Annotated in this window: 23 protein-coding genes and 1 tRNA gene; 7 read left to right on the forward strand and 17 right to left on the reverse strand. The window is 38.0% G+C overall.

From position 1 onward, the window contains the following. Window positions 1–7: 7 nt before the first annotated feature. The 11 genes from aat to QAI40_RS01395 all read right to left on the reverse strand — a co-directional run bounded on the left by aat (window position 8) and on the right by QAI40_RS01395 (window position 12,800). Window positions 8–709 carry a leucyl/phenylalanyl-tRNA--protein transferase gene (gene aat, locus QAI40_RS01345; RefSeq protein ID WP_299976466.1) on the reverse strand — a complete coding sequence of 234 codons (702 nt, stop codon included), beginning with the start codon at window positions 707–709 and terminating at the stop codon, window positions 8–10. Continuing rightward, window positions 710–2,968, reverse strand: a complete 2,259-nt coding sequence (clpA, locus tag QAI40_RS01350; protein WP_299976463.1) for an ATP-dependent Clp protease ATP-binding subunit ClpA — start codon at window positions 2,966–2,968, stop codon at window positions 710–712. Between the two features lie 3 nt (window positions 2,969–2,971). Continuing rightward, window positions 2,972–3,280, reverse strand: coding sequence for an ATP-dependent Clp protease adapter ClpS (clpS, locus tag QAI40_RS01355; RefSeq protein ID WP_299976460.1), 309 nt, complete (start codon window positions 3,278–3,280; stop codon window positions 2,972–2,974). A 12-nt stretch (window positions 3,281–3,292) separates the two neighbouring features. Next, a complete protein-coding gene (gene secA / locus QAI40_RS01360) occupies window positions 3,293–5,815 on the reverse strand; it encodes a preprotein translocase subunit SecA (RefSeq protein WP_299976457.1) in 2,523 nt (840 codons plus the stop codon). Window positions 5,816–5,980: 165 nt separating this feature from the next. After that, the gene (locus QAI40_RS01365) at window positions 5,981–6,907 is read right to left on the reverse strand and encodes a M23 family metallopeptidase (RefSeq protein ID WP_299976454.1); all 927 of its coding nucleotides are present in this window, start codon (window positions 6,905–6,907) and stop codon (window positions 5,981–5,983) included. A 49-nt stretch (window positions 6,908–6,956) separates the two neighbouring features. Beyond that, window positions 6,957–7,994 carry an N-acetyl-gamma-glutamyl-phosphate reductase gene (gene argC, locus QAI40_RS01370; protein WP_299976452.1) on the reverse strand — a complete coding sequence of 346 codons (1,038 nt, stop codon included), beginning with the start codon at window positions 7,992–7,994 and terminating at the stop codon, window positions 6,957–6,959. Window positions 7,995–8,064: 70 nt separating this feature from the next. Beyond that, the gene (locus tag QAI40_RS01375; protein ID WP_299976449.1) at window positions 8,065–8,526 is read right to left on the reverse strand and encodes a macro domain-containing protein; all 462 of its coding nucleotides are present in this window, start codon (window positions 8,524–8,526) and stop codon (window positions 8,065–8,067) included. Between the two features lie 76 nt (window positions 8,527–8,602). Then, window positions 8,603–9,376, reverse strand: coding sequence for an amino acid ABC transporter ATP-binding protein (locus QAI40_RS01380; protein ID WP_304511425.1), 774 nt, complete (start codon window positions 9,374–9,376; stop codon window positions 8,603–8,605). Window positions 9,377–9,415: 39 nt separating this feature from the next. Next, window positions 9,416–10,507, reverse strand: coding sequence for an amino acid ABC transporter permease (locus QAI40_RS01385; protein WP_299976443.1), 1,092 nt, complete (start codon window positions 10,505–10,507; stop codon window positions 9,416–9,418). 21 nt (window positions 10,508–10,528) lie between these two features. Continuing rightward, entirely contained in the window at window positions 10,529–11,713 is a 1,185-nt protein-coding gene (locus QAI40_RS01390) for an amino acid ABC transporter permease (protein ID WP_299976441.1), read from the reverse strand. Between the two features lie 73 nt (window positions 11,714–11,786). Continuing rightward, on the reverse strand, window positions 11,787–12,800 hold the full coding sequence (locus QAI40_RS01395; protein WP_299976439.1) for an amino acid ABC transporter substrate-binding protein: 1,014 nt from the start codon (window positions 12,798–12,800) through the stop codon (window positions 11,787–11,789). 234 nt (window positions 12,801–13,034) lie between these two features. Here QAI40_RS01395 and trhA point away from each other — a divergent pair, with 234 nt between their 5' ends. From trhA to QAI40_RS01410, 3 genes are all read left to right on the forward strand, one after another. Next, window positions 13,035–13,703 (forward strand): PAQR family membrane homeostasis protein TrhA, encoded by a 669-nt coding sequence (trhA, locus tag QAI40_RS01400; RefSeq protein ID WP_299976437.1) that lies wholly within the window; start codon window positions 13,035–13,037, stop codon window positions 13,701–13,703. Window positions 13,704–13,800: 97 nt separating this feature from the next. After that, window positions 13,801–14,376, forward strand: coding sequence for an NUDIX hydrolase (locus QAI40_RS01405; protein WP_299976434.1), 576 nt, complete (start codon window positions 13,801–13,803; stop codon window positions 14,374–14,376). Then, on the forward strand, window positions 14,377–16,203 hold the full coding sequence (locus QAI40_RS01410) for a M48 family metallopeptidase (RefSeq protein WP_299976432.1): 1,827 nt from the start codon (window positions 14,377–14,379) through the stop codon (window positions 16,201–16,203). 4 nt (window positions 16,204–16,207) lie between these two features. Here QAI40_RS01410 and QAI40_RS01415 read toward each other — a convergent pair whose 3' ends face one another. Both QAI40_RS01415 and QAI40_RS01420 read right to left on the reverse strand, forming a co-directional pair. Then, window positions 16,208–16,768: a hypothetical protein gene (locus tag QAI40_RS01415; RefSeq protein ID WP_299976428.1), complete on the reverse strand. Its 561-nt coding sequence runs from the start codon at window positions 16,766–16,768 to the stop codon at window positions 16,208–16,210. A gap of 199 nt (window positions 16,769–16,967) precedes the next feature. Then, the gene (locus QAI40_RS01420) at window positions 16,968–17,444 is read right to left on the reverse strand and encodes an iron-sulfur cluster assembly scaffold protein (protein ID WP_304511426.1); all 477 of its coding nucleotides are present in this window, start codon (window positions 17,442–17,444) and stop codon (window positions 16,968–16,970) included. A gap of 304 nt (window positions 17,445–17,748) precedes the next feature. Here QAI40_RS01420 and QAI40_RS01425 point away from each other — a divergent pair, with 304 nt between their 5' ends. After that, the gene (locus QAI40_RS01425) at window positions 17,749–17,979 is read left to right on the forward strand and encodes a KH domain-containing protein (RefSeq protein ID WP_291346387.1); all 231 of its coding nucleotides are present in this window, start codon (window positions 17,749–17,751) and stop codon (window positions 17,977–17,979) included. Between the two features lie 71 nt (window positions 17,980–18,050). On the opposite strand, the gene QAI40_RS01430 is transcribed toward QAI40_RS01425, so the two are convergent. The 3 genes from QAI40_RS01430 to QAI40_RS01440 form a co-directional block, all read right to left on the reverse strand. Then, complete coding sequence (locus QAI40_RS01430; RefSeq protein WP_299976420.1) at window positions 18,051–18,362, reverse strand: GIY-YIG nuclease family protein; 312 nt, start codon at window positions 18,360–18,362, stop codon at window positions 18,051–18,053. Then, a complete protein-coding gene (locus QAI40_RS01435) occupies window positions 18,331–18,876 on the reverse strand; it encodes a hypothetical protein (protein WP_299976417.1) in 546 nt (181 codons plus the stop codon). The genes QAI40_RS01430 and QAI40_RS01435 overlap by 32 nt, the downstream gene beginning before the upstream one ends. Before the next feature lie 317 nt (window positions 18,877–19,193). Next, window positions 19,194–19,267, reverse strand: a tRNA-Gln gene (locus tag QAI40_RS01440). 151 nt (window positions 19,268–19,418) lie between these two features. On the opposite strand from QAI40_RS01440, the gene QAI40_RS01445 reads away from it, so the two are divergent. Both QAI40_RS01445 and larE read left to right on the forward strand, forming a co-directional pair. Continuing rightward, the gene (locus QAI40_RS01445) at window positions 19,419–19,703 is read left to right on the forward strand and encodes an antibiotic biosynthesis monooxygenase family protein (RefSeq protein WP_299976415.1); all 285 of its coding nucleotides are present in this window, start codon (window positions 19,419–19,421) and stop codon (window positions 19,701–19,703) included. 10 nt (window positions 19,704–19,713) lie between these two features. After that, a complete protein-coding gene (larE, locus tag QAI40_RS01450) occupies window positions 19,714–20,541 on the forward strand; it encodes an ATP-dependent sacrificial sulfur transferase LarE (protein WP_299976412.1) in 828 nt (275 codons plus the stop codon). Between the two features lie 44 nt (window positions 20,542–20,585). On the opposite strand, the gene ndk is transcribed toward larE, so the two are convergent. Further along, entirely contained in the window at window positions 20,586–21,005 is a 420-nt protein-coding gene (gene ndk / locus QAI40_RS01455) for a nucleoside-diphosphate kinase (protein ID WP_299976409.1), read from the reverse strand. A 121-nt stretch (window positions 21,006–21,126) separates the two neighbouring features. On the opposite strand from ndk, the gene coaE reads away from it, so the two are divergent. Next, window positions 21,127–21,741 (forward strand): dephospho-CoA kinase, encoded by a 615-nt coding sequence (coaE, locus tag QAI40_RS01460; RefSeq protein WP_299976406.1) that lies wholly within the window; start codon window positions 21,127–21,129, stop codon window positions 21,739–21,741. The last annotated feature ends 78 nt before the right edge of the window (window positions 21,742–21,819 follow it).

The raw sequence follows: 21,819 nt of genomic DNA on the forward strand, positions 1-21,819 counted from the left end.
TACCTTGTTAAATGACTTTCAGACTGATATTCGGGTTCCAAATGTTTTTGATATCCTCTCTTTTAACAGATTGATTGATGATATCAAGGAAAGAATTCCTGGAAATTTCTGTAGCGCCCATGTTGAGAAGATGATTTGTCGTCACCTGACAGTCAATCAGGTCAAAGCCGCACTTTTTTAAATGGTTTGCAATCGCTACCAGAGCAATCTTGGACGCATCGCTTTCAAAGGAAAACATGGATTCACCAAAAAAAGATCCGCCAAGGCAAACGCCGTACAATCCGCCGACTAATCTGTCATCTCTCCAGGTTTCAATGGAATGGGCATGCCCCAATTTGTGAAGTTCTATATAAGAATCTATCATTTCATCCACAAGCCAGGTGCCTTTATCTTCATTTTTTCTCGGCCTTGCACAGGAAACAATGGCTTGCTCAAATGCGTTGTCTATTGTAACCTTAAAACGATTTTGTCTGATTTTTTTATTCAAGCTTTTTGAAATATTAATATCTTTGGGAAAGAGTACGAGCCTTGGATCAGGCGACCACCACAAGATGGGCTCATCTTTTGAAAACCAGGGAAATATTCCATTTTCATACGCAAGGAGAAGCCTTTTGGGCGACAGATCTCCCCCGACACATAAAAGTCCGTCAGATCTTGAAAGCCAAGCCGGGGGGAAGTCTATTCTTTCTGATAACCGGAAAAGGGGCATTTAGCTCTTAAATGTGAAATTAAGCTTATTATTCTTAAGACCAATTGAAATTTTACCGCCTTTTGCAAGCTTGCCAAAAAGAATTTCATCTGTGAGCTTATCCTTAACTGTTGTCTGGATAAGTCTTTCCAAAGGTCTGGCACCAAATTTTGGGTCATACCCTTCTTTTGCAAGAAATGATCGAACTTTAGCAGAATAGCTCAACCTAATCTTTTTGACCTCGAGCATGGATTTAAGTTCTTTCATGTTTTTATCAACAATCATCTCCATGACCTTAGGGGACAGATGGTTAAACTGGACAATACCGTCAAGCCGGTTCCGAAATTCAGGGCTGAATGCTTTTTCGATGGCTTTTAACCCTTTGGAATCAACATGTGCTGACTGGGAGCCAAATCCGATGGCGTTGGCATTCATTTCTCTTGCACCGGCATTGGTCGTCATGATGATGATAACATTTCTAAAATCTGCTGATTTCCCGTTGTTATCTGTCAGGGTAGCATAGTCCATGACTTGTAAAAGAATGTTAAAAAGATCCATATGAGCTTTTTCAATTTCATCCAGCAACAGAACAGAGTGAGGATGTTTTCTGATACTGTCCGTTAGAATACCTCCCTGCTCAAACCCTACATATCCGGGAGGAGCCCCGATAAGCCTGGAAACTGCATGTTTTTCCATGTATTCACTCATATCAAATCTCAAAAACTCTATTCCCATATGATGGGCAAGCTGTTTTGCAACCTCTGTTTTACCGACGCCGGTGGGTCCCATGAAAAGGAAAGATCCAATGGGACGATCCGGTGAGGCAAGACCTGCTCTTGATCTTTTAATGGAAGTGGTCATGGTCTTGATGGCATTATCCTGTCCGAATATAACTTTAAAAAGTCTTTTGGGCAGGGATTCCAGGTTGGCCTTATCTGTCGATGTAACACTTGTGACAGGTACTTTGGCAATTTTAGCAACAATTTTTTCAATATCTTTGGAACTTACGGTTTTCCGCTTGCCCTTTCCCTTGAGCCGCAGGTAGGCACCTGTTTCATCAATAACATCAATGGCTTTGTCCGGCAGGAGCCGGTCATTGATATATTTATCAGAGAGATAGGCTGCGGCTTCTATCGTCTCAGCCGAGTATGTCAGTCCGTGATGCTCTTCATAGTAAGGTTTAAGTCCATTCAAAATTTGAGTTGTCTCTTCAACGGAAGGCTCTGAAACCTCAATTTTTTCAAATCTTCTTGAAAAAGCGCGGTCTTTTTCAAAATAATTTTTATACTCTTCATAGGTCGTAGTGCCGACACATTTAATATCCCCGGAAGAAAGCGCCGGCTTTAAAATATTTGAGGCATCCATAGAACCGCTGGTGGTTGCACCGGCTCCTACGACTGTATGGATTTCATCGATAATCAGCAATGCATTCTCTTTGGATTCAAGGGCATTAATAACATCTTTGAGGCGTTGTTCAAAGTCTCCTCGATATTTTGTCCCAGCAAGGAGAGCCCCCATATCAAGGGAGAACAGTTCACAATTTTCCAAAAGATCCGGCACTAATTTGTCATTTATCTGTATAGCAAGTCCTTCGGCGATTGCTGTTTTTCCGACTCCGGGATCTCCCACCAGGATAGGATTGTTTTTTCTTCTGCGGCAAAGAATCTGCATGAGCCTGTCCATTTCGTTGGCTCTTCCGATGAGCGGATCAATCTTTTTGTCCGCTGCCTTTTTCAGCAGATTTGTTGTAAAAGTTTCCAAAGGATCTTTCTTTTTCCCCTGTTTTGTTTTTTTGTCCGCATGTTTAAATACTCTCCGGGAAGGATCCAAAGGCGGACCAGTTTTTTTCACCGGTTCAGCGGTATGTGAAATATATTTTAATACGTCAAGACGGGTAATTCCTTCTGATTCAAGGTAAAATGCAGCATGGGAATCTTTTTCCTGGAAAATGGATGCAAGAATATCCCCTAAATTGACCTCATTCTTCTCAGCAGACCTGGCATGGTTGATGGCTCGTTGTATCATTCGCTGGAATCCGATGGTCTGTTGCAACACATATTCTTCTTTTGTACCAATTCTGGTTAACTTTTCATCAAAGAATCTTTCAAGTTCTTCTTTTATCTGTTCCGGGCTGCCCCCACATTTTTCAATAGTCTGGGCACCAGTTTCATGGTTAAGGATTGCATAAAGAACGTGTTCAACACATACATACTCATGCCTTCTTTTTTTTGCCTCCCGTACGGCAAAACCGAGGGTTGTACTGAGTTCTTTGCTAATCATAATCTACTCCTTCTCCATTGTGCTTTTTAAAGGAAAACTTTTACTGCTTGCCAGGTTGTGTACCGTTTCAACTTTAGTCTCTGCAATCTGCCTTGGGTAGATACCGCATATTTCTTTTCCCTTATTATGTATATTAAGCATCATTTGCGTCGCTTTTTCAAGTGATTTTCCGAAAACGTCTACAAGAATCTGTACAACAAACTCCATGCTAGTATAATCGTCATTATGCAGGATGACTTTATACATGGAAGGCCAATCATTTTTTGATCTGGATGAAATCTCATCTTTTATTTCTGAATCAGTGGATGCCATTACCAGTATTCCCTATGTCATACAGCATTTTTTATATTTTTTACCGCTTCCGCAGGGGCAGGGATCATTCCTTTTTATTTTTTTAGAAGACCGTTTCACTGGTTGCTTTATACTGGAGCCATCTGAATGGGAAAAAGTAAGACCGTCTTGTTCTTCTTTTTTCATCTCATCCACCCGGGAAGAGGTTGATACCTGGATTTTGAATAAAATACTCACTATTTCTTCTTTTATCCGTTCCATCAAACCATGGAACATATCAAAGCCTTCTTTCTTATAAATTCGCAAAGGATCCTGCTGTGCATATCCGCGCAGTCCGATACCCTCTTTTAAATGGTCCATGGATAACAGATGTTCTTTCCACCGGGTATCAACGGTTTGAAGAATGATATGTCTTTCGATTTCCCTTGTGATGTCCGTTCCAATAGAGACTTCTTTTTGTCGGTAAGTTTCTTTCAAATTTTCAAAAAGAGTTTCTGACAGCTGTTCCGGGCTGTAATTTTCATTCACAGCGGTTTCAAGGTCAGGGTTAAAGATAAATAGTTGTTTGATTCTGTTTTCAAGGCCTTGTAAATCCCATTGTTTGACAGGGGTTTTTTCGATGGCAAATTCATCAACAAGATCATAGGCTTTGTCTTCGATCATTTCTATAACAGCCGTTTTCAAGTTTTTTTCAAGCAATGCTTTGCGTCTTTGTCGGTAGATCACTTCCCTTTGCTGGTTCATCACATCATCATATTCAAGCAAATGCTTTCTGATTTCAAAGTTGTGACCTTCAACCTTTGACTGGGCATTTTCTATGGCCCGGCTGATAAATGAATGTTCGATATGCTCGCCTTCTTCAATTCCAAGTTTATCCATAACCGCATGAATTCGATCCCCGCCAAAAATTCTTAAGAGATCATCTTCCAAAGAGAGATAGAATCTTGAAGATCCCTGGTCACCCTGTCTGCCGGAACGACCTCGAAGCTGGTTATCAATTCGCCTGGATTCATGGCGGGATGTGCCCAGAATATGAAGCCCGCCAAGTTCTTTTACCCCTTCTCCAAGAACAATATCCGTACCACGGCCAGCCATATTGGTTGAAATGGTGATAGCTCCTTTTTGTCCTGCATTGGCAACAATTTCAGCCTCTGCTTTATGGTGCTTTGCATTTAAAACAGTGTGTTTGATGCCTTTCTTCTTGAGTTTTTTACTCATATCCTCGGAAACATCAATGGAAATGGTTCCTACAAGGACAGGCTGGCCTTTTTTATGAAGCCTTATCATTTCTTTTATGGCAGCGTCATATTTTTCTTTTTTTGTTTTGTATATCAGATCCGGAAAATCTTCACGGATCATTTCCATATGGGTCGGGATTACCAGGACATCGAGGTTATATATTTTTTTAAATTCAGGAGCTTCGGTTTCAGCCGTACCGGTCATACCGGATAATTTGTTATACATCCTGAAATAGTTCTGGAATGTGATGGATGCAAGGGTTTGATTTTCATTTTCGATTTTGACATTTTCTTTTGCTTCAAGGGCCTGGTGAAGTCCTTCGCTGTAACGTCGACCTGTCATTAAACGTCCTGTAAATTCATCAACAATGATCACCTGGTTGTTTTTAACAATATAATCCGTATCCCGGTTGAAAAGAGTGTGGGCTTTCAGGGCCTGGTTCAAATGGTGGAGTATTTCTATATTTGCCGGATCATATAGATTGTCCACCTTGAGAATGTTTTCACCCATGGCAATTCCTGTTTCTGTTAAAGAAACACTTTTTGATTCTTCATCAAGAGTATAATCCGTATCTTTTTTAAAGGCCGGGATAATGGCATTGACATGGGTATAAAAATGGGTGGATTTTTCAGCCGGCCCTGAAATGATCAGCGGTGTTCTGGCTTCATCAATAAGAATACTGTCAACCTCATCCACAATGGCAAAATTGAGTTCTTTCTGGGCAAGGGATTCTGTGTCAAATTTCATATTGTCCCTTAGGTAATCAAACCCGAATTCATTGTTTGTGCCATAGGTGATATCTGAACTATAGGCCACTTTTCTTTCCTGATCATCAATATCATGGATAATGGCACCAACTCTTAATCCCAGAAAATTGTAAATTTGGGCCATCCACTCCGCATCACGCTTGGCCAGGTAATCATTGACAGTGATAATGTGAACCCCTTTTCCTGACAAGGCATTAAGGTAGGCAGGAAGGGTGGACATCAATGTCTTTCCTTCACCGGTTTTCATTTCAGCAATACTTCCATTGTGAAGTGCGATACCGCCAATGAGCTGAACATCAAAATGGCGTAGCCCGAGAGTTCTGACAGAGGCTTCCCTTACCAGGGCAAAGGCAGATGGTAAAATAGCATCCAAGGTTTCGCCGTTTTCAATTTTTTCTTTGAATTCAATTGTTTTTTGAGCTATCTGGTCATCAGACAACTCTTGCATTTGAGGCTCAAGAAGATTGATTTCATCAACAATCGGTTGGAGCGTTTTTAAAATCCTGTCATTGTTAGATCCAAAGATCTTCGTAAAAAAATTGAATACCATGTATAATTTACCTAATTTTTAAATCTATAAAAAAATAAAATCGTTTCAGATAAGACATATAAGCATTAATTTGCCAAATTAAAACAAAAAATTTAAATTATTGTTTATTTGGGGAAAAAATGAAAAGGCTGAAAGATGTACATGCACACATAAAAATTATAAAGACTAATTTAGAATGTACTTTAAAGGATTCACAGGAGTGCCGTTAATCCTGACTTCATAATGAACATGAGGACCTGTACTTTTTCCTGTGTTGCCGAGAAGGGCAATAACATCACCCCGTTTAACTTTTTGACCCGGTTTGACCAGAAGTTTTTTCAAGTGCCCGTACTTGGTGACCCGGCCATGACCATGATCAATCACCACCAGGTTGCCAATGTGCATTTTTCTGGCAGCATAAGAGATTCTGCCATTGGCCGTTGCAATAATTTTTGTTCCACTTTTATTTGAGATATCCAGGCCCGCGTGAAATTCTTTTTGTCCGGTAAAAGGAGATGTCCGATATCCGAACCTTGAAGAAATCCATCCGTCAACCGGTTTTATGGAAGGAGTGGATGCAAGAAGGTTTCTTTTTTGTTCAAGCAGTTTAATCAGATGTTCAAAATCAAGAGTTTGTTTTTGGGCAGCAAGATTTGTCTGGCCCACCTGCTGGTGCATTTCACGCATCAGGTTGTTATGCTTTTGGTCTAATGGAATATCCTGGTCAAGTTCGTCTCTTGGGATGCCGCCGATTCCGATCAAGCCGCTTGAGTCGCTGGTTTGTTTAATGTCTGCGATGAGCCTTACCTTATCTTCAAATTTTGAAAGATTATCAACCTGTTTTTTTAAAATTTCCAGTTCACCGGAAAAAATTTGAATCTGGCTTCTCTGGTTTCTGATTTCATCATTTTGTTTAATGATGGTTTGATTTAAAACTATATTATTAAATGATATTTTTTTAAGCCGAAAGTAATCGTATCCAATGAAGGATGCTCCGCCAATCGCAGTAATAACAGTGAGAAGTATAAACCTTAATGTGGTCTTGCGGATAGAAAATTCCTTGATATTAGAAGTGGCGCCGGAATGAAACCATATTTCAATGCTTTTTCTCATTACAACCTTTTTTAGTTAGATATCTTTTTTATGTCAAGTATAATATTCATTACAAAGGTCCTTGAACCGGATTTAAGCCTGTTTCATCATTTAAACCAAACAGTATATTCATGTTTTGAACCGCCTGTCCCGCAGCACCCTTTAAAAGGTTGTCAATGGCGGAAACAATAATAATTTGTTTTGTTTTTTCATCAAAGTGAAAGCCAATATCACAGCAGTTAGTCCCTTTAACATGAGAAGTTGCCGGATACATATTTTTGTCAAGTATTCTTACAAAAGGCTCATCACCATAATAGGAATGTAAGGTTTTTCTGATATTCTTTTCGTTTGCATCATTTGTTGACTGAGCATAAATTGTTGACAGCATTCCCCTTGTTAAGGGAAGCAAGTGTGGCACAAAGGTTATGTCCACTTTTTGTTGCGAATGAATACTTAAGACTTCATTTATTTCAGGGGTATGCCTGTGGTTCCCAATTTTATAGGCGTTGAATGATTCATTGACTTCGCAAAAATGAGTGGAAGGCGATAAAGAGCGTCCTGCACCGCTTACACCGGATTTTGAATCTGAAATAATGCCATCGGGCCGGATCAATCCCTCCTTTAAAAGAGGAAGTAAGGGTAATAGAATGCTTGTGGGATAGCAGCCCGGGTTGCCGACAAGGTTTGATGTCTTTATCCGGTCCCTGTATATTTCACTAAGACCATAAACACTTTCTTTTAAGAGATGCTTTGAGGTGTGTTTCTGATAGGCCGATTCATATGTTTTTGCGTCTGTGAATCTGTAGTCAGCTGATAAATCAACAACTTTTACCTTATGTTCCAGAAGCGTTGGTACATGCATCATTGATACTTTGTGCGGCAGTGCTAAAAACATGACATCTACTTTTTTGGAAAGTGATTTAATATCTAAATCTTCACAAATCAGATTTTCAAATCCTCTCATGGAAGGGAAAATATTTGTCAAAGATTTACCTTTATAGCTGTTTGATGTAACAGCACACAATTTAGCTTTTGGATGATTGGAAATCAGTTTGACAAGTTCAACACCTGTATACCCGGATGCTCCCGCAATGCCTACGTTTATCATATGCTTCCTTATTATCTTGAAAATTTTTACAAGTCTTTTGCTTTAGCAGATAGAAGTGCTCTTTTACAAATTAAATTTTACTGTACTCTACTAAAGTATGGTCTTCTCCTTGCAGTTCTTTGTTAATGATATCAGATATCATTTCCCAGTTCCCTTTTGCAAGACCGGCACCTATTTTCGGGTAGCCGATTTTCTGATTTGCAAAATCATTCTTTATCCCGGCAAAGAGTTTTTGGATGGCTTCATAATCAACCAGTACACCGTGGCCTGAAAAATCATATTGGGTATATCCGTTAATAATGGTGAAAATATTGTCATTTCTTTCAATGCGTGCCATAGAGTATGCGCCCAGTTTTTTCTTATCTCCCATCCCTGTTTTCAGATCGGCTTGATAAGCCTCTGGAAAATTATCTCTGATCAGTTTTGCTATACCCGCTCCCATGGAACAAAAGCAGTTGCAACCATGGATAATGACATCAAAGCGTCCGGTCAGAGCGAATTGAACCAGATCGCCTTTTAATATATTCATCATTGAATTATCCTCCAGTTAACACTAGTGGATGCAAAAAAATCGACATTGAAAATCTGTAATAAACACTAAGAATTTATCAATATAAAATTTGGCTTAGAAACAGTTTGGTTCTGTCATTCTGAGGATTGTTGAAAAACTCTTCAGGTTCGTTCTCTTCAATAATTTCTCCTTCATCCATAAAAAGAACCCTGTGCGCAACGCTTTTTGCAAAACCCATCTCGTGGGTTACAACAATCATGGTCATGCCATCTCGTGCCAGGTTTACAATGACATCAAGAACCTCTTTTACCATTTCAGGATCAAGGGCTGAAGTCGCCTCATCAAAAAGCATTATATTGGGTTTCATGCAAAGGCTTCTCGCAATTGCCACCCTTTGCTGTTGACCTCCGGATAGCTGGCCCGGGAATTTTGCTGCTTGTTCTGCAATCTGAACTTTTTCAAGGTAAAGCATTGCTATTTCTTCAGCTTCTTTTTTGGGTATTTTCCTCACCCATATAGGTCCGATTGTTAAATTTTCAACAATTGTAAGGTGGGGAAACAGATTGAAATGTTGAAAAACCATACCCACTTCAGATCTGACTTTTTCAATATTTTTAAGGTCCTTGGTAAGCTCAATACCATCAACAATTATTTGACCTTTCTGGTGCTCTTCAAGTCTGTTTATACATCTTATAAGTGTTGATTTTCCAGATCCGGACGGGCCGCAAACAACAATAATCTCTTTCTTTTTAACAGTGATATTAATATTGTTTAAAACATGGAAATCACCGTACCATTTATGCATATTGATAATTTCAATCACTGTATCTTCACTTGAAACATCTTCTTTTTTAATTTTTTCTTCGCTCATAAATAATCGCTTTATAAATAAAGTTGTTAATAATAATTATTATAAACCTGTATCAAGTTCTTTTTCCAGCTTTCTGCTATAGTTAGACATAAAAAAGCAACATACAAAATAAATTAACGCTATAAATATGTACGCTTCTGCTGAAAATCCCATCCATTTTGGTTCTGACAAGGTTGTCTGTGTCGTTTTTAATAAATCATATAACCCGATTATAACGACAAGGGATGTATCTTTAAAAGCAGAAATTAAAACGCTGACAGATGGCGGAATAACAATTTTTAATGCCTGGGGCAGGATAATCAGTCTCATGGTCTGCAAATAATTTAATCCAAGGGAATCAGCTGCTTCAAACTGGCCTTTATTCATTCCCTGTAAGCCGCCTCTGACAACCTCCGCAACATATGCTGCCGTAAACATGATAATGGCAACCTGGGCTCTCAAGATTGCATTTATTGAGACCCCTTCAGGCAAGAATAATGGAAAAACCACAGAAGACATAAATAATAAACTGATTAAAGGAACACCCCTAATCAGTTCGATATAAAAAACACAGAATGTTTTAATAACCGGCATTTCTGACTGCCGACCCAGGGCCAGAAGAATACCTAAAGGATAGGCTGCTGTTAAACCAAAAACAGACAGGAGTAATGTTAGGATTATCCCCCCCCATCTTTCAATATCAACAGGTTCAAGTCCTAAAATACCACCTTTTAATAATACCCCCATAATCACTAATGCAATAATCCAGGAATATCCAAGAAATGCATTCCAGTAATTTCTATTTCTACTTATAAAAAGTAATGATACCAGCATGAAAATAGCTGTTATAGGACGCCATAAGATATCCTGGGGATAAAATCCAAAAAGAATAATTTTATAATTACTTGAAATGATCGACCAGCATGCACCGCCTGATTCCCTGCAGTTAGCATCCGGAAGCCAGGAACTGTCTATTAAAGCCCAATTTAAAAAAGGAATAATTGAAAACCATAAGATACTGACAATAATAATAGTTAGTATAGTATTAAAAGGACTAGAAAATAAATTTTCTCTGATCCATCCCAAAATACCAACACTTGATATTGGCGGTTTAATTATGACCTTATTTTCATTTTTTGCATGTAATTCCATAAAAACTTGATTTTACAATCATCACCTTTCAACTATTGCCATTTTTTTGTTATAAAAATTCATAAAAGCTGAGGTTGATAAACTGAATATAAGATATACAATCATGATTAACATAACGCCCTCAATTGCCTGGCCTGTTTGATTAATCGCAGTTCCGGCAACAGAAACAAAATCCGGATACCCAATGGCTACAGCAAGTGAGCTGTTTTTTGTTAAATTGAGCATCTGGCTTGTTAAAGGCGGAATAATAACCCGTAATGCCTGGGGAAGAATAATGAGATTTAAAAGCTGTCCGGGTTTTAAACCGATGGCCACTGCAGCTTCTGTCTGACCTTTACTGACGGCTTGAATCCCTGCTCTTACAACTTCAGCAACAAACGCTGCCGTATATAAAACAAGTCCTAAAAGAAGCGCTGCGAATTCAGGACTAATGGTTAATCCGCCCTTAAAGTTAAATCCTTTTAATTCGGGAACACTCATATCCGTCGGAGTCCCGCCAATTATCCAGCACACAAAAGGAAATCCAATTAATAAAATTATGGAAGTAATAATAACAGGGAAAGGCTTACCCGTTAAATCCTGTCTTTTTTTAGCCCATTTTTTCAGGAAAAAAATTACAATAACGGCAATTATTATAGCAATTGCCATATATTTATAAACAGGATGTGCTTGTGGAATTCCAAAGATTAATCCTCTGTTACATAAAAACAAACCTTTGAATGGCGTTAATGCTTCTTTTGGCGAAGGTAGCATTTCATAAAAAAAAGCATACCAGAAAAAAAGTTGTAATAAGATCGGTATGTCTTGAAACAGTTCAATATATCCTGCTGCACATTTATTAATCAGCCAGTTTTTTGATAATCTGGCTATCCCAAGAAATGTTCCGAGAACAACCGTCAGGATGATTCCAATAAATGATACCAGCAGAGTATTAAAAAAACCGACAGAAAGAGCTCTGGCATACCTGTCTGCTGCCGAATACTCAATTAAAGATTCTCCGATTTCAAAAGCGGCTTCCTTATTTAAGAATCCAAATCCTGTCGCAATTGATTGTCTTTCCAAATTGGTCATTGTGTTGGAAACGAGGTACCATGCAACAAAAGCAAATAAACACGCCGCTCCAATCTGATAAAGTATGGATCGTTTATCAGGATCATACCAGAAGGATATGTTCTCAGAAATTTTATTATTACTATCTGTATTCATTATGCTTTTTAAATGCTTTCAAAAAAAATATGGTGCAATTTTCATTGCACCATATTAAATGCAAAGTTAGGAATTACTTGAATGGTGGAGAGTACATTAAGCCGCCATCTGTCCAAAGTGCATTAAGCCCTCTTTCTATACCAAGCTGAGTATTAATACCAACGTTTCTTTCAAAGATTTCGCCATAATTACCAACCATTTTAATGATGTTGTAAGCGAACTTTTCATCAAGACCAATCGCTTTCCCAATACCTTTTGTAACGCCCAGGAATCTTTTGATTTTAGGGTCATTGCTTTTCAGCATTTCATCAACATTCTTAGAAGTAATACCAAGCTCTTCAGCATTTATAAGAGCAAGTACAGAATAATTAACAATGTCTTTCCACTGGTTATCTCCGTGCCTTACTGCAGGAGCCAGGGGTTCCTTTGAAATTATTTCAGGAAGAATCATATAGTCCGCAGGATTTGGAGCAACTGCGCGCGTTCCTGCAAGCTGGGACGCATCTGATGTTAAACAGTCGCACCGGCCTGCAAAAAAGGCCTTGGCAAGTTCGGCGGTGTCTTCAATAACAACCGGATTCATTTTCATTCCGTTTGCCCTGAAATAATCAGCAACGTTCATTTCTGTAGTCGTTCCAGGAAGAACACATACTGTAGCACCATCAAGTTCTTTAGCGCTTTTCACACCCAGTTTTTTGGGAATTAGGAATCCCTGACCGTCATAATAATTTACCTGGCAGAAATCAAGGCCAAGAGCCGTGTCCCGGCTTAAGGTTTGTGTACAATTTCTGAAAAGAACATCAATTTCTCCTGACTGCAATGCTGTAAATCTTGTTTTGGCTGTCAGAGGAGTGAATTTTAATTTGTCAGGACTGCCAAAAACTGCGACAGAAACAGCCCTGGCAGAATCAACATCAAGGCCTCTCCAGACACCTTTATCATCGGCTTTTCCAAAGCCAAAAAGGCTGCCGTTGACTCCAACTTGAATCCACCCCTTCGCTCTAACATCTTCAAGTGTTCCAGCCATGGCAAATGTGGACATAGCAAGAACGGTAAGGCAAACTGCTAATACTTTTAATAATTTCATAGATACTCCCCTCCATTTACTTAGATTAATTGATTTAGAATAATTCTGTAAGAATTATTCCTGCGTATGTATTGCTTGAATCTTTAAAGCCTTTGCAACTATTAGCATATTCGTAATATTTTTCAAGAATTATTATTGAATGATATACTATTTTTTCAATAGAGTCGCAGTAAAAAAAATGTAATATTGGAAAAAATAATATTAATTTAATGAAATAAGATTTATATTAGTCATATGTTGTCCTGTGTAAAAATTTTCAGAGAGCCTGTAAATGCCATATCCCATATGGCAGGTGCCCTTGCATCTATAATCGGTTTAACATTAATGGTTGTGTTTGCTGCAATCAAGGCAGATACATGGCATGTAGTCTCTTTTGCCATTTTTGGTACCACATTGGTTTTAATGTATACGGCAAGTTTTCTTTATCATGGATTGAAAATATCTGAAAAAACTTTATTGGTTTTTCGAAGGATTGATCATATTATGATCTTTATGCTCATAGCTGGATCATATACACCCGTTTGCCTTGTGCCGTTGCGCGGTCCCTGGGGATGGAGTATCTTTGGTGCGGTCTGGGGCATTGCAATTATTGGAATAGGATTAAAGATTTTTGCAATGAATGTACCCAGATGGATTTCCACCATGATTTATCTGATCATGGGATGGCTGTGTGTGATTGCGGTTTATCCTCTTGTAAAAACCCTTGAGCCTGTCTGCCTTTTTTGGCTGGCTTTAGGCGGACTGTTTTACAGTGCCGGCGCCATTATCTATTCCATAAAAAAACCAGATCCATTTCCCGGTATATTTGGATTCCATGAAATATGGCATTTGTTTGTGTTATTGGGAAGTGCCAGTCATTTTTGGCTTGCATTCAAACATCTAATGTACATAAGCCCTGCTTAAACGTAAGGTTTCTTTCATTGTAAAAACAGATCATATTGGGTAGTATTTTTTCCTTGCATGCTTATTTTCTATCCATGGTTTTTAGCAGGGAGCAGATATGAAAATTAATAATGTCAAAAAAATAACAGACTGCAAACATCTGAATCTTTTTTCAATCAGTTATAAAGATCGGATAAATTGTGAAAAACAATGGATTTTTGCATCACGATCAAAGGACTTAAATCCCCTTGAAAAAAATTATACAAAACCGGATGCGGTCGTTATTGTTCCGCTTCATAAACCAGAATCAAAAATAGTCGTAATAAAAGAATTCAGAGTTGCCCTTGGCGGTTATCAATACGGATTTCCGGCAGGTCTGGTGGATATTGGTGAGACAGTTGAGCAGACAGGAAAAAGGGAACTTTTTGAAGAAACCGGGTTGACCGTTACAAAGGTGTTAAAAAAAAGTCCTGCCATTTTTTCATCTTCCGGTATGACCGACGAGTCCATCAGTTTGCTGTTTGTTGAATGCGAAGGCCACCCCACAAGCCGGTTCAATGAAGCGTCCGAGGATATTGAAGTCATGACGTTATCCAGGGAACAGGCCTCAGATATTCTATATGGCAACAAGATCAAGTTTGATGTGAAATCCTGGATAATTTTGAACACCTTTGCCACTCAGGGGACCATTTAAATGTTTTCTAATTTTTTATATTTTCTTATCGCTTTGATCATATATACAACCTCTGAACTGTTTGAGACGGTTAAAAGCTTTGATAATAGCCTTGTTTTCGCCAGTTTTATGATCAGTGCTTTATTTGTTTTTATTTGTCATATTGCATTTAAACGGCTTTCAAAAAAGGCATCTGAAAACCCTTACGGGAACATTGACCATTTAATCAATACTTATATTTCACATCTGTCTGTACTTGCGCTGGTGATTTTTGCCGTAAATATTTATGGGTTCAAACTAAATCTTTTATTTTCCGGAATAAAATTATTTGATGTTATTCCAACGATTGAAGCCATTATTTTTTTAGGGCTGTTTCTTTTATATCTGATAATTATCTGGAATGCAGCATATGGTGTTCAGAAGCGATATTTTGCAGGAAAAGTATCAAAAAAGAACTTTATCATGTCCAATGTTTCCTTTTCTTTACCAGCGCTTCTGCCCTGGTTTTTCCTGTCAATAGTTGCCGATATCCTGGGATTGTTGCCCTGGCAACCGGTTAGGCAATTATTAAAAACCCCTGCCGGAGAAATTGGATATATCGCCTTGTTTCTTGTTGCTATAGCCATTTTCGGGCCTGTGTTAATCAAAAAACTTTGGAATTGCAAGCCATTAGAGCCGGGATTACCAAGAACCAGAATCGAAGGTGTTTGCCAAAAAGTCGGACTAAAATATTCAAATATTTTAAAATGGGAGTTGTTTGGCGGCACCATGATTACAGCCGGCGTAATGGGTCTTGTCGGGCGATTCCGGTATATTCTTGTTACACCCGCCTTGCTCCATTCATTGAATGATGATGAAATAGATGCGGTTATAATGCATGAGATCGGGCATGTTCAAAAATATCATATGTTGTTTTACCTTTTCTTTTTTGCAGGGTTTATTGCCTGTAATTTTGTCTTCTTTGAACCCGTTATGCTGTTATTATATATTTTTGAACCCGTCTATAAGTTGTTTGAGTTTATCGGTATTGAAAAAAATACGGCTTACCCGATTTTAATCAGCACAACACTTATAGGATCTTTTATTCTTTATTTCAGGTTTGTATTCGGATTTTTCATGAGAAACTTTGAACGTCAGGCTGATATTCATGTCTACCATTTCACCGATGATGCATCCCCGCTTATTTCAACATTCTACAAGATCGCATCCTTTTCCAGACAATCCATTGAAAAGCCCAACTGGCATCATTTCAGTATCGGCCAAAGAGTAAGGTTTCTGGAAAAATGTCAATCGACCCCCGCTTTGATAAAGGCCCATCATTTACAAGTCAGAAAGTTGATTATCGGATATTTTGTCCTGGTTATTATACTATTTGGTTTTGGTTATTCCATTAATTATGGCATGGCCAAGGAAGCATTCGGCAATTTTATAGCTGAAAACATTCTTTTTCAACAGCTGGATGTTGATCCTGAAAACTCGGGCCTTCATGCTGTTGTCGGCGATTATTATTATAACAAGAAAAATTATGAAAAGGCCATTGATTCATATGAAAATGTTTTGAGGGTGGATTATGAAAATGTCCATGCATTAAATAATTTGTCATGGCTTTTTGCAACATGTCCAAAAGAAGAGTACAGGAACAGGAAAAAGGCTCTGAAATATGCCACAAGGGCTTTGGAGCAAAAAAGAGAAGCCTTTATTTTAGACACCTATGCCGAAGCGCTTTTTGTCAATAATGATATCCAGGATGCTGTAACTGCCGCGAAAGAGGCCCTGAACCGTTCAAAAGACAAAAAAGAGTATTACAAAAGTCAATTGCAGCGGTTTGAGAAAATGTTAAACCCCTGAAGTTTTAGATGCCAATGGGCAAAAATGCCATACCCGCTATCTGCACCACTTTTTTTATGATCCTGCCACTTCTGTTGGAAACGATTGATGCCATGGTATCCTGAAGAGAAATGATCTTTCCGAAAATGCGTTCATAGCTTAAATTTTGCACTTCACCTTTCAAACTATTGGTGAGGATGAATAACTGGCCGTTACCCTTTTTTCTTGTTTTAAGTCGCCAGACAACGATTTCAATATTTCGGGCACTGTTGTACAGATTTTGTGCATCCAGATAATCCAGCATGAAGAGTTCACATTTGCTGTTATATGATTTATGAATCATTGTATATAAACCAACCATCAGTGCAAAGACGCGATCGCCTTCAAATTCGGGCTCAAATCCCAGCAAAATAGCATCCGTACTCTCTTGGAATTTAAGTTCTTCATGTCTTTTATCAACCGGACATATAAATATTTGGTTTAGACGGGAATCAATTGTCTTGCCTTGAATTTTTTTTAATTCATATGGATTTTTTTTGTAAAGCTTTACTGTGAGGTTTTTTAAAAGGGTGATCGCCTGATTCATGTGAATTTCAGAGATAACATCAATATTGGTTTTGGCAAGATCCTTAACACGAAATCCAGAAGATGCACTGCACCCTGATAATAAAAAGATACAGAGGAGAGTAAAAGTAAGAAATTTTTTCAGAAAAGAATCGAAAATGATTTTCTCCTTTTGTGATTCAGCCGTGAGAGGAGTGATTCTGATTTCAGGGCTGAATAATTTACAGTACTTTTTCGGTTTTATATTCTTGAATTCCTTTATGCATCGTCTTAACAGCAAGCTGAATACAATGATGTTTTTTTTCCGGAATATTTCCAAGGACTTTAAAAACATCTCCGTCATTTATTTTTAATGCATCATCAATTGTTTTGCCCTTTACCAGATCAACTGCAGCCATGGCAGCAGAAATTGCTCCGGCGCAACCTGTGATTTCATACCGGACATCATCGATGAGGTTATTATCATCAATTTTAAGGTAGACCCTCATAATATCTCCACAGGATCCGATTTTTTCAGATATCTGGTCAGCATTTTCAATATGACCCATATATTTTTTTTCAAGATAATAATTAATTGCCGGATCAGCATATCCTGCACCTGACAACATTCTACGTTCGGCATCAGCTGGTGTAATTTCTGTAACCACTGTTTGTCCCTTTATTTCACCCTGATCTAAAAAGAATATTTTACCGGGCATAATAATAAAATATTTCATCATAAAATTAAAACATGTGTCTTAAAATAATGAATTTCTTTTTTATGTCAAGCAAAATGGATAAAACTTGATTATTTGTTATAGTCTATAATGGTAATATTGATAACTTCATTACGTACAAACCCGTTGCAGATAAATAATACTTGAGATTATTGTAAGCTGTGATATTCTAGTTTAAATTTTTCTGGGTTTATTTCCCAAGAGATGTAACGATTATGGCAATACTTTTAGGGCTCATATTATATTTTCGGCTACCATCTGACAGGTAAAATAAGGAGAACAGGTTATGAAAGAGTTGATTACGTACATTGCGAAAGCGCTGGTTGACAATTCGGATCAGGTCGAAGTCCAGGAAATTAAGGCTCAACAGACTCTTGTATTGGAATTACGGGTTGCAAAAGAAGATCTTGGGAAGGTCATTGGCAAAAAAGGCAGAACAGCTCAGGCCATGCGAACTATTTTATCCTGCGCATCTGCAAAGGAACAGAAAAGAGTCATTCTGGAAATTGTAGAGTAATCACCCCTGTCACGCAATGAAACAGAGGTAATCTCAATTCCAATTAAAAAAAGATTTGAGCCCAGAAAAAATTAATCTTCAAGAGCTTTTAAAACAGAAGCATCATTTTTTAAAGCTGCAATTTTTTCTCCAGCCGGAAGTTTTTTAATTTGGTACTCAAGTTTAAGAGCGTTGCTTTTTGTAAGATCTTTCCTGACAGCAACTAATTTCACTGGTAGTCTGGATCTTGTATATTTTGAAGCAACCCCTTCGTTGTGTTTTAACAGACGGTTTTCGAGATTTTTGGTAACACCACAATACAAGGATCTATCAGCGCATTCTAATAGGTAGACCTGCCAATTTTTTATATTATTATGCAAAGGAACGGCTGAAAAGGTTTTCAATGGCTTTTTTACCTTCATCCGAAATGTTTCTGGTTCCTGTCCCGCAAAAAGTTTTATGTAAAATTACAGGTTCATCTTCCACCCATTCATTTTCTTTCCATGTATACCACTTATTTTTGTCTTGATCAAAAACGCTTACAGGTCTGTTAAAAAATTTGGCAAGCTCAACACCCCAGCCAGTTCCGCCTTTAACCGTTTTGTCAGACTGAATCCAACCGATTGCAAACACCTGATACCCTTTATTAACCATATGGAAAATAATCTGAAAAACTTTTCTGATTTTATCTACCCGTGCATATCTCCTGCCCATTCGTGCGGATACTATCTCCATACTGATATTGCCTTTTTTCAGTTCCTCATCACTAAGCATGGTAATGTTTTTTTCCCGCGAACACTTATGCCCCTCAAACGAGAAATTTATTTCATTGATTCCATACTTTTGGGCGCATTCTCCAAAAGTTTCTTCTGTGCCTTTAAGTCCGCCACTGTAAATACTGTACTCTTTATTACTCATAGTTGTTATTTCTCCTTTTTTTGTCCCTCATATTAGCTTGGTTTTTTGAATGAGCGGAACTAAATATGCGAATTCAACGTTTTTTGCAATAGTTTTTTGTCTGAAAGTAAATAATATTTTTTTATAACGCCAATAAAGTATATAATCTTGTCGAAACTATCAAGCTATTTAGGCATTATGTTAATATAATTTGGTTGGAAGTGCCCGGTGGCAATCGAAAGGTGCAACACACCCGTGAATGGATACGAATTTTTAAATTTCGGTTCAATAAGCAAAAAGGCTTTCAACCGAAAAGCTGAAAACCTTTGTCTTTTAAATGGCTGGGTGATAAGGATTTGAACCTTAATTGACGGAGTCAGAGTCCGTAGTCCTGCCGTTGGACGATCACCCAGCAAAATAATGATGGGCTTATATATCAAGCCTGTTGTTTAGTCAAGAATTATCTTGGCTCCTGGGTTTGTTAAAGGCAGGTGGATTATGGTATATAAGACATTAGGTGTTCCATATTTTTTCATAAAAATTATGATATATGGGAGGGAAAGATGGCTGTTACAGTATTGATTAAAAGAAAGTTTGTGCCTGGAAATGAAAGCTTGCTGGAAGAGCTATACCGGGAGATGAGAAGTGCTGCTTTAAATCAGGAAGGCTATATCGGGGCTGAAACCTTAAAACGGGTAGATATAAAAGGGGAACTTCTTGTCATAAGTAAATGGCAGCATATTGATGACTGGTCAAAATGGCTTGTCAGCAAGGAGAGAAGAACATACCAGGAACGGATTGACAGCCTTACCAGTGCTGAAACCAAATTTGAGATTTATACTCATTAATCAGGATGAAATGAATTATAATAAAAAACTTAAGGATCTTGAAAAAAGATTGACTAAACTGTCCTCTTTTGCAGTGGCTTTTTCAGGCGGTGTTGACAGTAGCTTTCTGCTGGCAGTGGCAAAAAAAATAAATCCTCAAAATTTGCTTGCCATTACTGTTTCTTCACAGTTCGTGCCGGAAAGGGAAATTGAGTTTGCAAAGAGAATCGCCCTTTCAATTGGGGTTCAACATATCTGTCTTGATGTGGATATTCTTGAAAATGGAGATGTGGTTCGTAATACTTTAGATCGTTGTTACTATTGCAAAAAACAAATGTTTTCACTGATAAAAGAGATAGCTGAAAATCTGGGTATTAAATCTTTAGTTCACGCCGTAAACCTGGATGATTTAAAAGACTTTCGGCCTGGATTAAAAGCGGCAAAAGAGCTTGGCTTCTATTCTCCTCTGGTAGATGCAAACCATACAAAAGCTGATATCAGGATGCTTTCAAGGCAATTGGGGATAGAAACATGGGACAAGCCTTCCCAATCCTGCCTGGCAACAAGGATTCCATATCATAAAAAGATAACAGCTAAAAATATCATTATGGTTGATAAAGCAGAATTTTTTCTACAGGATTTGGGATTTGCTCAGGTGCGGGTGAGATGCCATGGGAAAACAGCTAGGATTGAAGTTGAACCCGGGCTGGTAGACAGGATATTTAATAGTGATATCAGACAAAAGGTGTCAAAGAAATTTCGAAAAATAGGATTTGAGTATACCAGTATTGATATTGATGGTTATAAAACAGGGAAGATGAATCATGAAACTTCGGACAATAAAAATCCGCAGCCATAAAATTCAATTACAGACTGCGGATTTGGGTTTATTAATGGTGTGGATTATTTTTTCTGGATTTCAAGATCGTTGAAAAAATATCCAATTTCAAAAGCGGCGGTTTCAGGTGCATCAGAACCATGGACAACATTTTTTTCTATATTTGTTGCATAATCTTTTCTGATCGTGCCTTCTTCTGCTTCTTCAAAATTGGTAGCCCCCATGAGTTTCCTGTTTTTTGCAATCACATTTTCTCCTTCAAGAACCATGACAACAATAGGTCCTGAAGTCATAAAATCCGTCAGACTGTCAAAAAACGGGCGGTCTTTATGAACGGCATAAAACCCTTTAGCCTGTGTTTTTGTAAGCTGAATCATTTTCATGGCGGCAATTTGAATACCATCGGTTTCAAACCGTTTGATCACTTCACCAACCACGTTTTTTGCAACCCCATCGGGTTTGATTATTGATAATGTTCTTTCCACAATCCAAATCCTTTCAATTATTATTAAAAACGGGCTTGAAAATTATCATAAAACCGTATTATAAGTCAATATCTATGCGGCCGGGTTAAATAACACACAAAACATCAATATTTTAAATGATATGAAAATTTTAAGGATTGCAGTCACAGGATCGGCAGGTTCAGGAAAGAGTCTTGTATGTCAGAGGTTTAAAGAGATTGGCCTGGTCACTTTGGATTGTGATGTGATTGCAAGGTATGTTGTGGAACCTGGAGAAGAGGCCTTTGAAAAGGTAGTTGAATTGTTTGGCCAAAAAGTGGTCCGGAAAGAGGGAACTCTGGACAGGGCAACGCTGCGAAATATCATCATGAATGATTCATTACTTCGACAAAAAATGGAGAACATTTTACATCCTCAAATTATCAAAGAAATGGTTTCTCAAATAGAGAATGCAGAGATTAAGGACAAAAAAGCGGTGGTCGTCGAGGTGCCTTTATTGTTTGAATTAGGCATGGAGGAACAATTTGATATCACGATTGCTGTCATGGCAAAGGATATGGATCTTATCAAAAGAATTTCTGACCGGGACAATGTTACAAAGAAAGATGCCCAAAAGATACTTGACCTTCAAATGTCCCAGGAAAATAAAATGACAAGGGCGGATTATGTTATTCTCAACGAGGGGAAAAGGTCTGAACTCTTTGAATCTGTTGACAATCTCTTTAACAAAATCCAAAAAGAATTCTTGACAACGTGATATTTTTACCTTATTAATCAAACGTTAAATAAGGAATTTTAAAATATCTGACTGTTTTTTCACATCATTTTTGGCTTT

Origin of the sequence: Desulfobacula sp. (genome assembly GCF_030611305.1) — a bacterium.
Taxonomy (GTDB): Bacteria; Desulfobacterota; Desulfobacteria; order Desulfobacterales; family Desulfobacteraceae; genus Desulfobacula.

Bases quoted from the DNA above. Each gene is read 5' to 3' on its own strand.
- aat (WP_299976466.1), bottom strand. From the start codon at position 709: ATGCCCCTTTTCCGGTTATCAGAAAGAATAGACTTCCCCCCGGCTTGG.
- clpA (WP_299976463.1), bottom strand. From the start codon at position 2,968: ATGATTAGCAAAGAACTCAGTACAACCCTCGGTTTTGCCGTACGGGAG.
- clpS (WP_299976460.1), bottom strand. From the start codon at position 3,280: ATGGCATCCACTGATTCAGAAATAAAAGATGAGATTTCATCCAGATCA.
- secA (WP_299976457.1), bottom strand. From the start codon at position 5,815: ATGGTATTCAATTTTTTTACGAAGATCTTTGGATCTAACAATGACAGG.
- QAI40_RS01365 (WP_299976454.1), bottom strand. From the start codon at position 6,907: ATGAGAAAAAGCATTGAAATATGGTTTCATTCCGGCGCCACTTCTAAT.
- argC (WP_299976452.1), bottom strand. From the start codon at position 7,994: ATGATAAACGTAGGCATTGCGGGAGCATCCGGGTATACAGGTGTTGAA.
- QAI40_RS01375 (WP_299976449.1), bottom strand. From the start codon at position 8,526: ATGATGAATATATTAAAAGGCGATCTGGTTCAATTCGCTCTGACCGGA.
- QAI40_RS01380 (WP_304511425.1), bottom strand. From the start codon at position 9,376: ATGAGCGAAGAAAAAATTAAAAAAGAAGATGTTTCAAGTGAAGATACA.
- QAI40_RS01385 (WP_299976443.1), bottom strand. From the start codon at position 10,507: ATGGAATTACATGCAAAAAATGAAAATAAGGTCATAATTAAACCGCCA.
- QAI40_RS01390 (WP_299976441.1), bottom strand. From the start codon at position 11,713: ATGAATACAGATAGTAATAATAAAATTTCTGAGAACATATCCTTCTGG.
- QAI40_RS01395 (WP_299976439.1), bottom strand. From the start codon at position 12,800: ATGAAATTATTAAAAGTATTAGCAGTTTGCCTTACCGTTCTTGCTATG.
- trhA (WP_299976437.1), top strand. From the start codon at position 13,035: ATGTTGTCCTGTGTAAAAATTTTCAGAGAGCCTGTAAATGCCATATCC.
- QAI40_RS01405 (WP_299976434.1), top strand. From the start codon at position 13,801: ATGAAAATTAATAATGTCAAAAAAATAACAGACTGCAAACATCTGAAT.
- QAI40_RS01410 (WP_299976432.1), top strand. From the start codon at position 14,377: ATGTTTTCTAATTTTTTATATTTTCTTATCGCTTTGATCATATATACA.
- QAI40_RS01415 (WP_299976428.1), bottom strand. From the start codon at position 16,768: ATGAATCAGGCGATCACCCTTTTAAAAAACCTCACAGTAAAGCTTTAC.
- QAI40_RS01420 (WP_304511426.1), bottom strand. From the start codon at position 17,444: ATGCCCGGTAAAATATTCTTTTTAGATCAGGGTGAAATAAAGGGACAA.
- QAI40_RS01425 (WP_291346387.1), top strand. From the start codon at position 17,749: ATGAAAGAGTTGATTACGTACATTGCGAAAGCGCTGGTTGACAATTCG.
- QAI40_RS01435 (WP_299976417.1), bottom strand. From the start codon at position 18,876: ATGAGTAATAAAGAGTACAGTATTTACAGTGGCGGACTTAAAGGCACA.
- QAI40_RS01445 (WP_299976415.1), top strand. From the start codon at position 19,419: ATGGCTGTTACAGTATTGATTAAAAGAAAGTTTGTGCCTGGAAATGAA.
- larE (WP_299976412.1), top strand. From the start codon at position 19,714: ATGAATTATAATAAAAAACTTAAGGATCTTGAAAAAAGATTGACTAAA.
- coaE (WP_299976406.1), top strand. From the start codon at position 21,127: ATGAAAATTTTAAGGATTGCAGTCACAGGATCGGCAGGTTCAGGAAAG.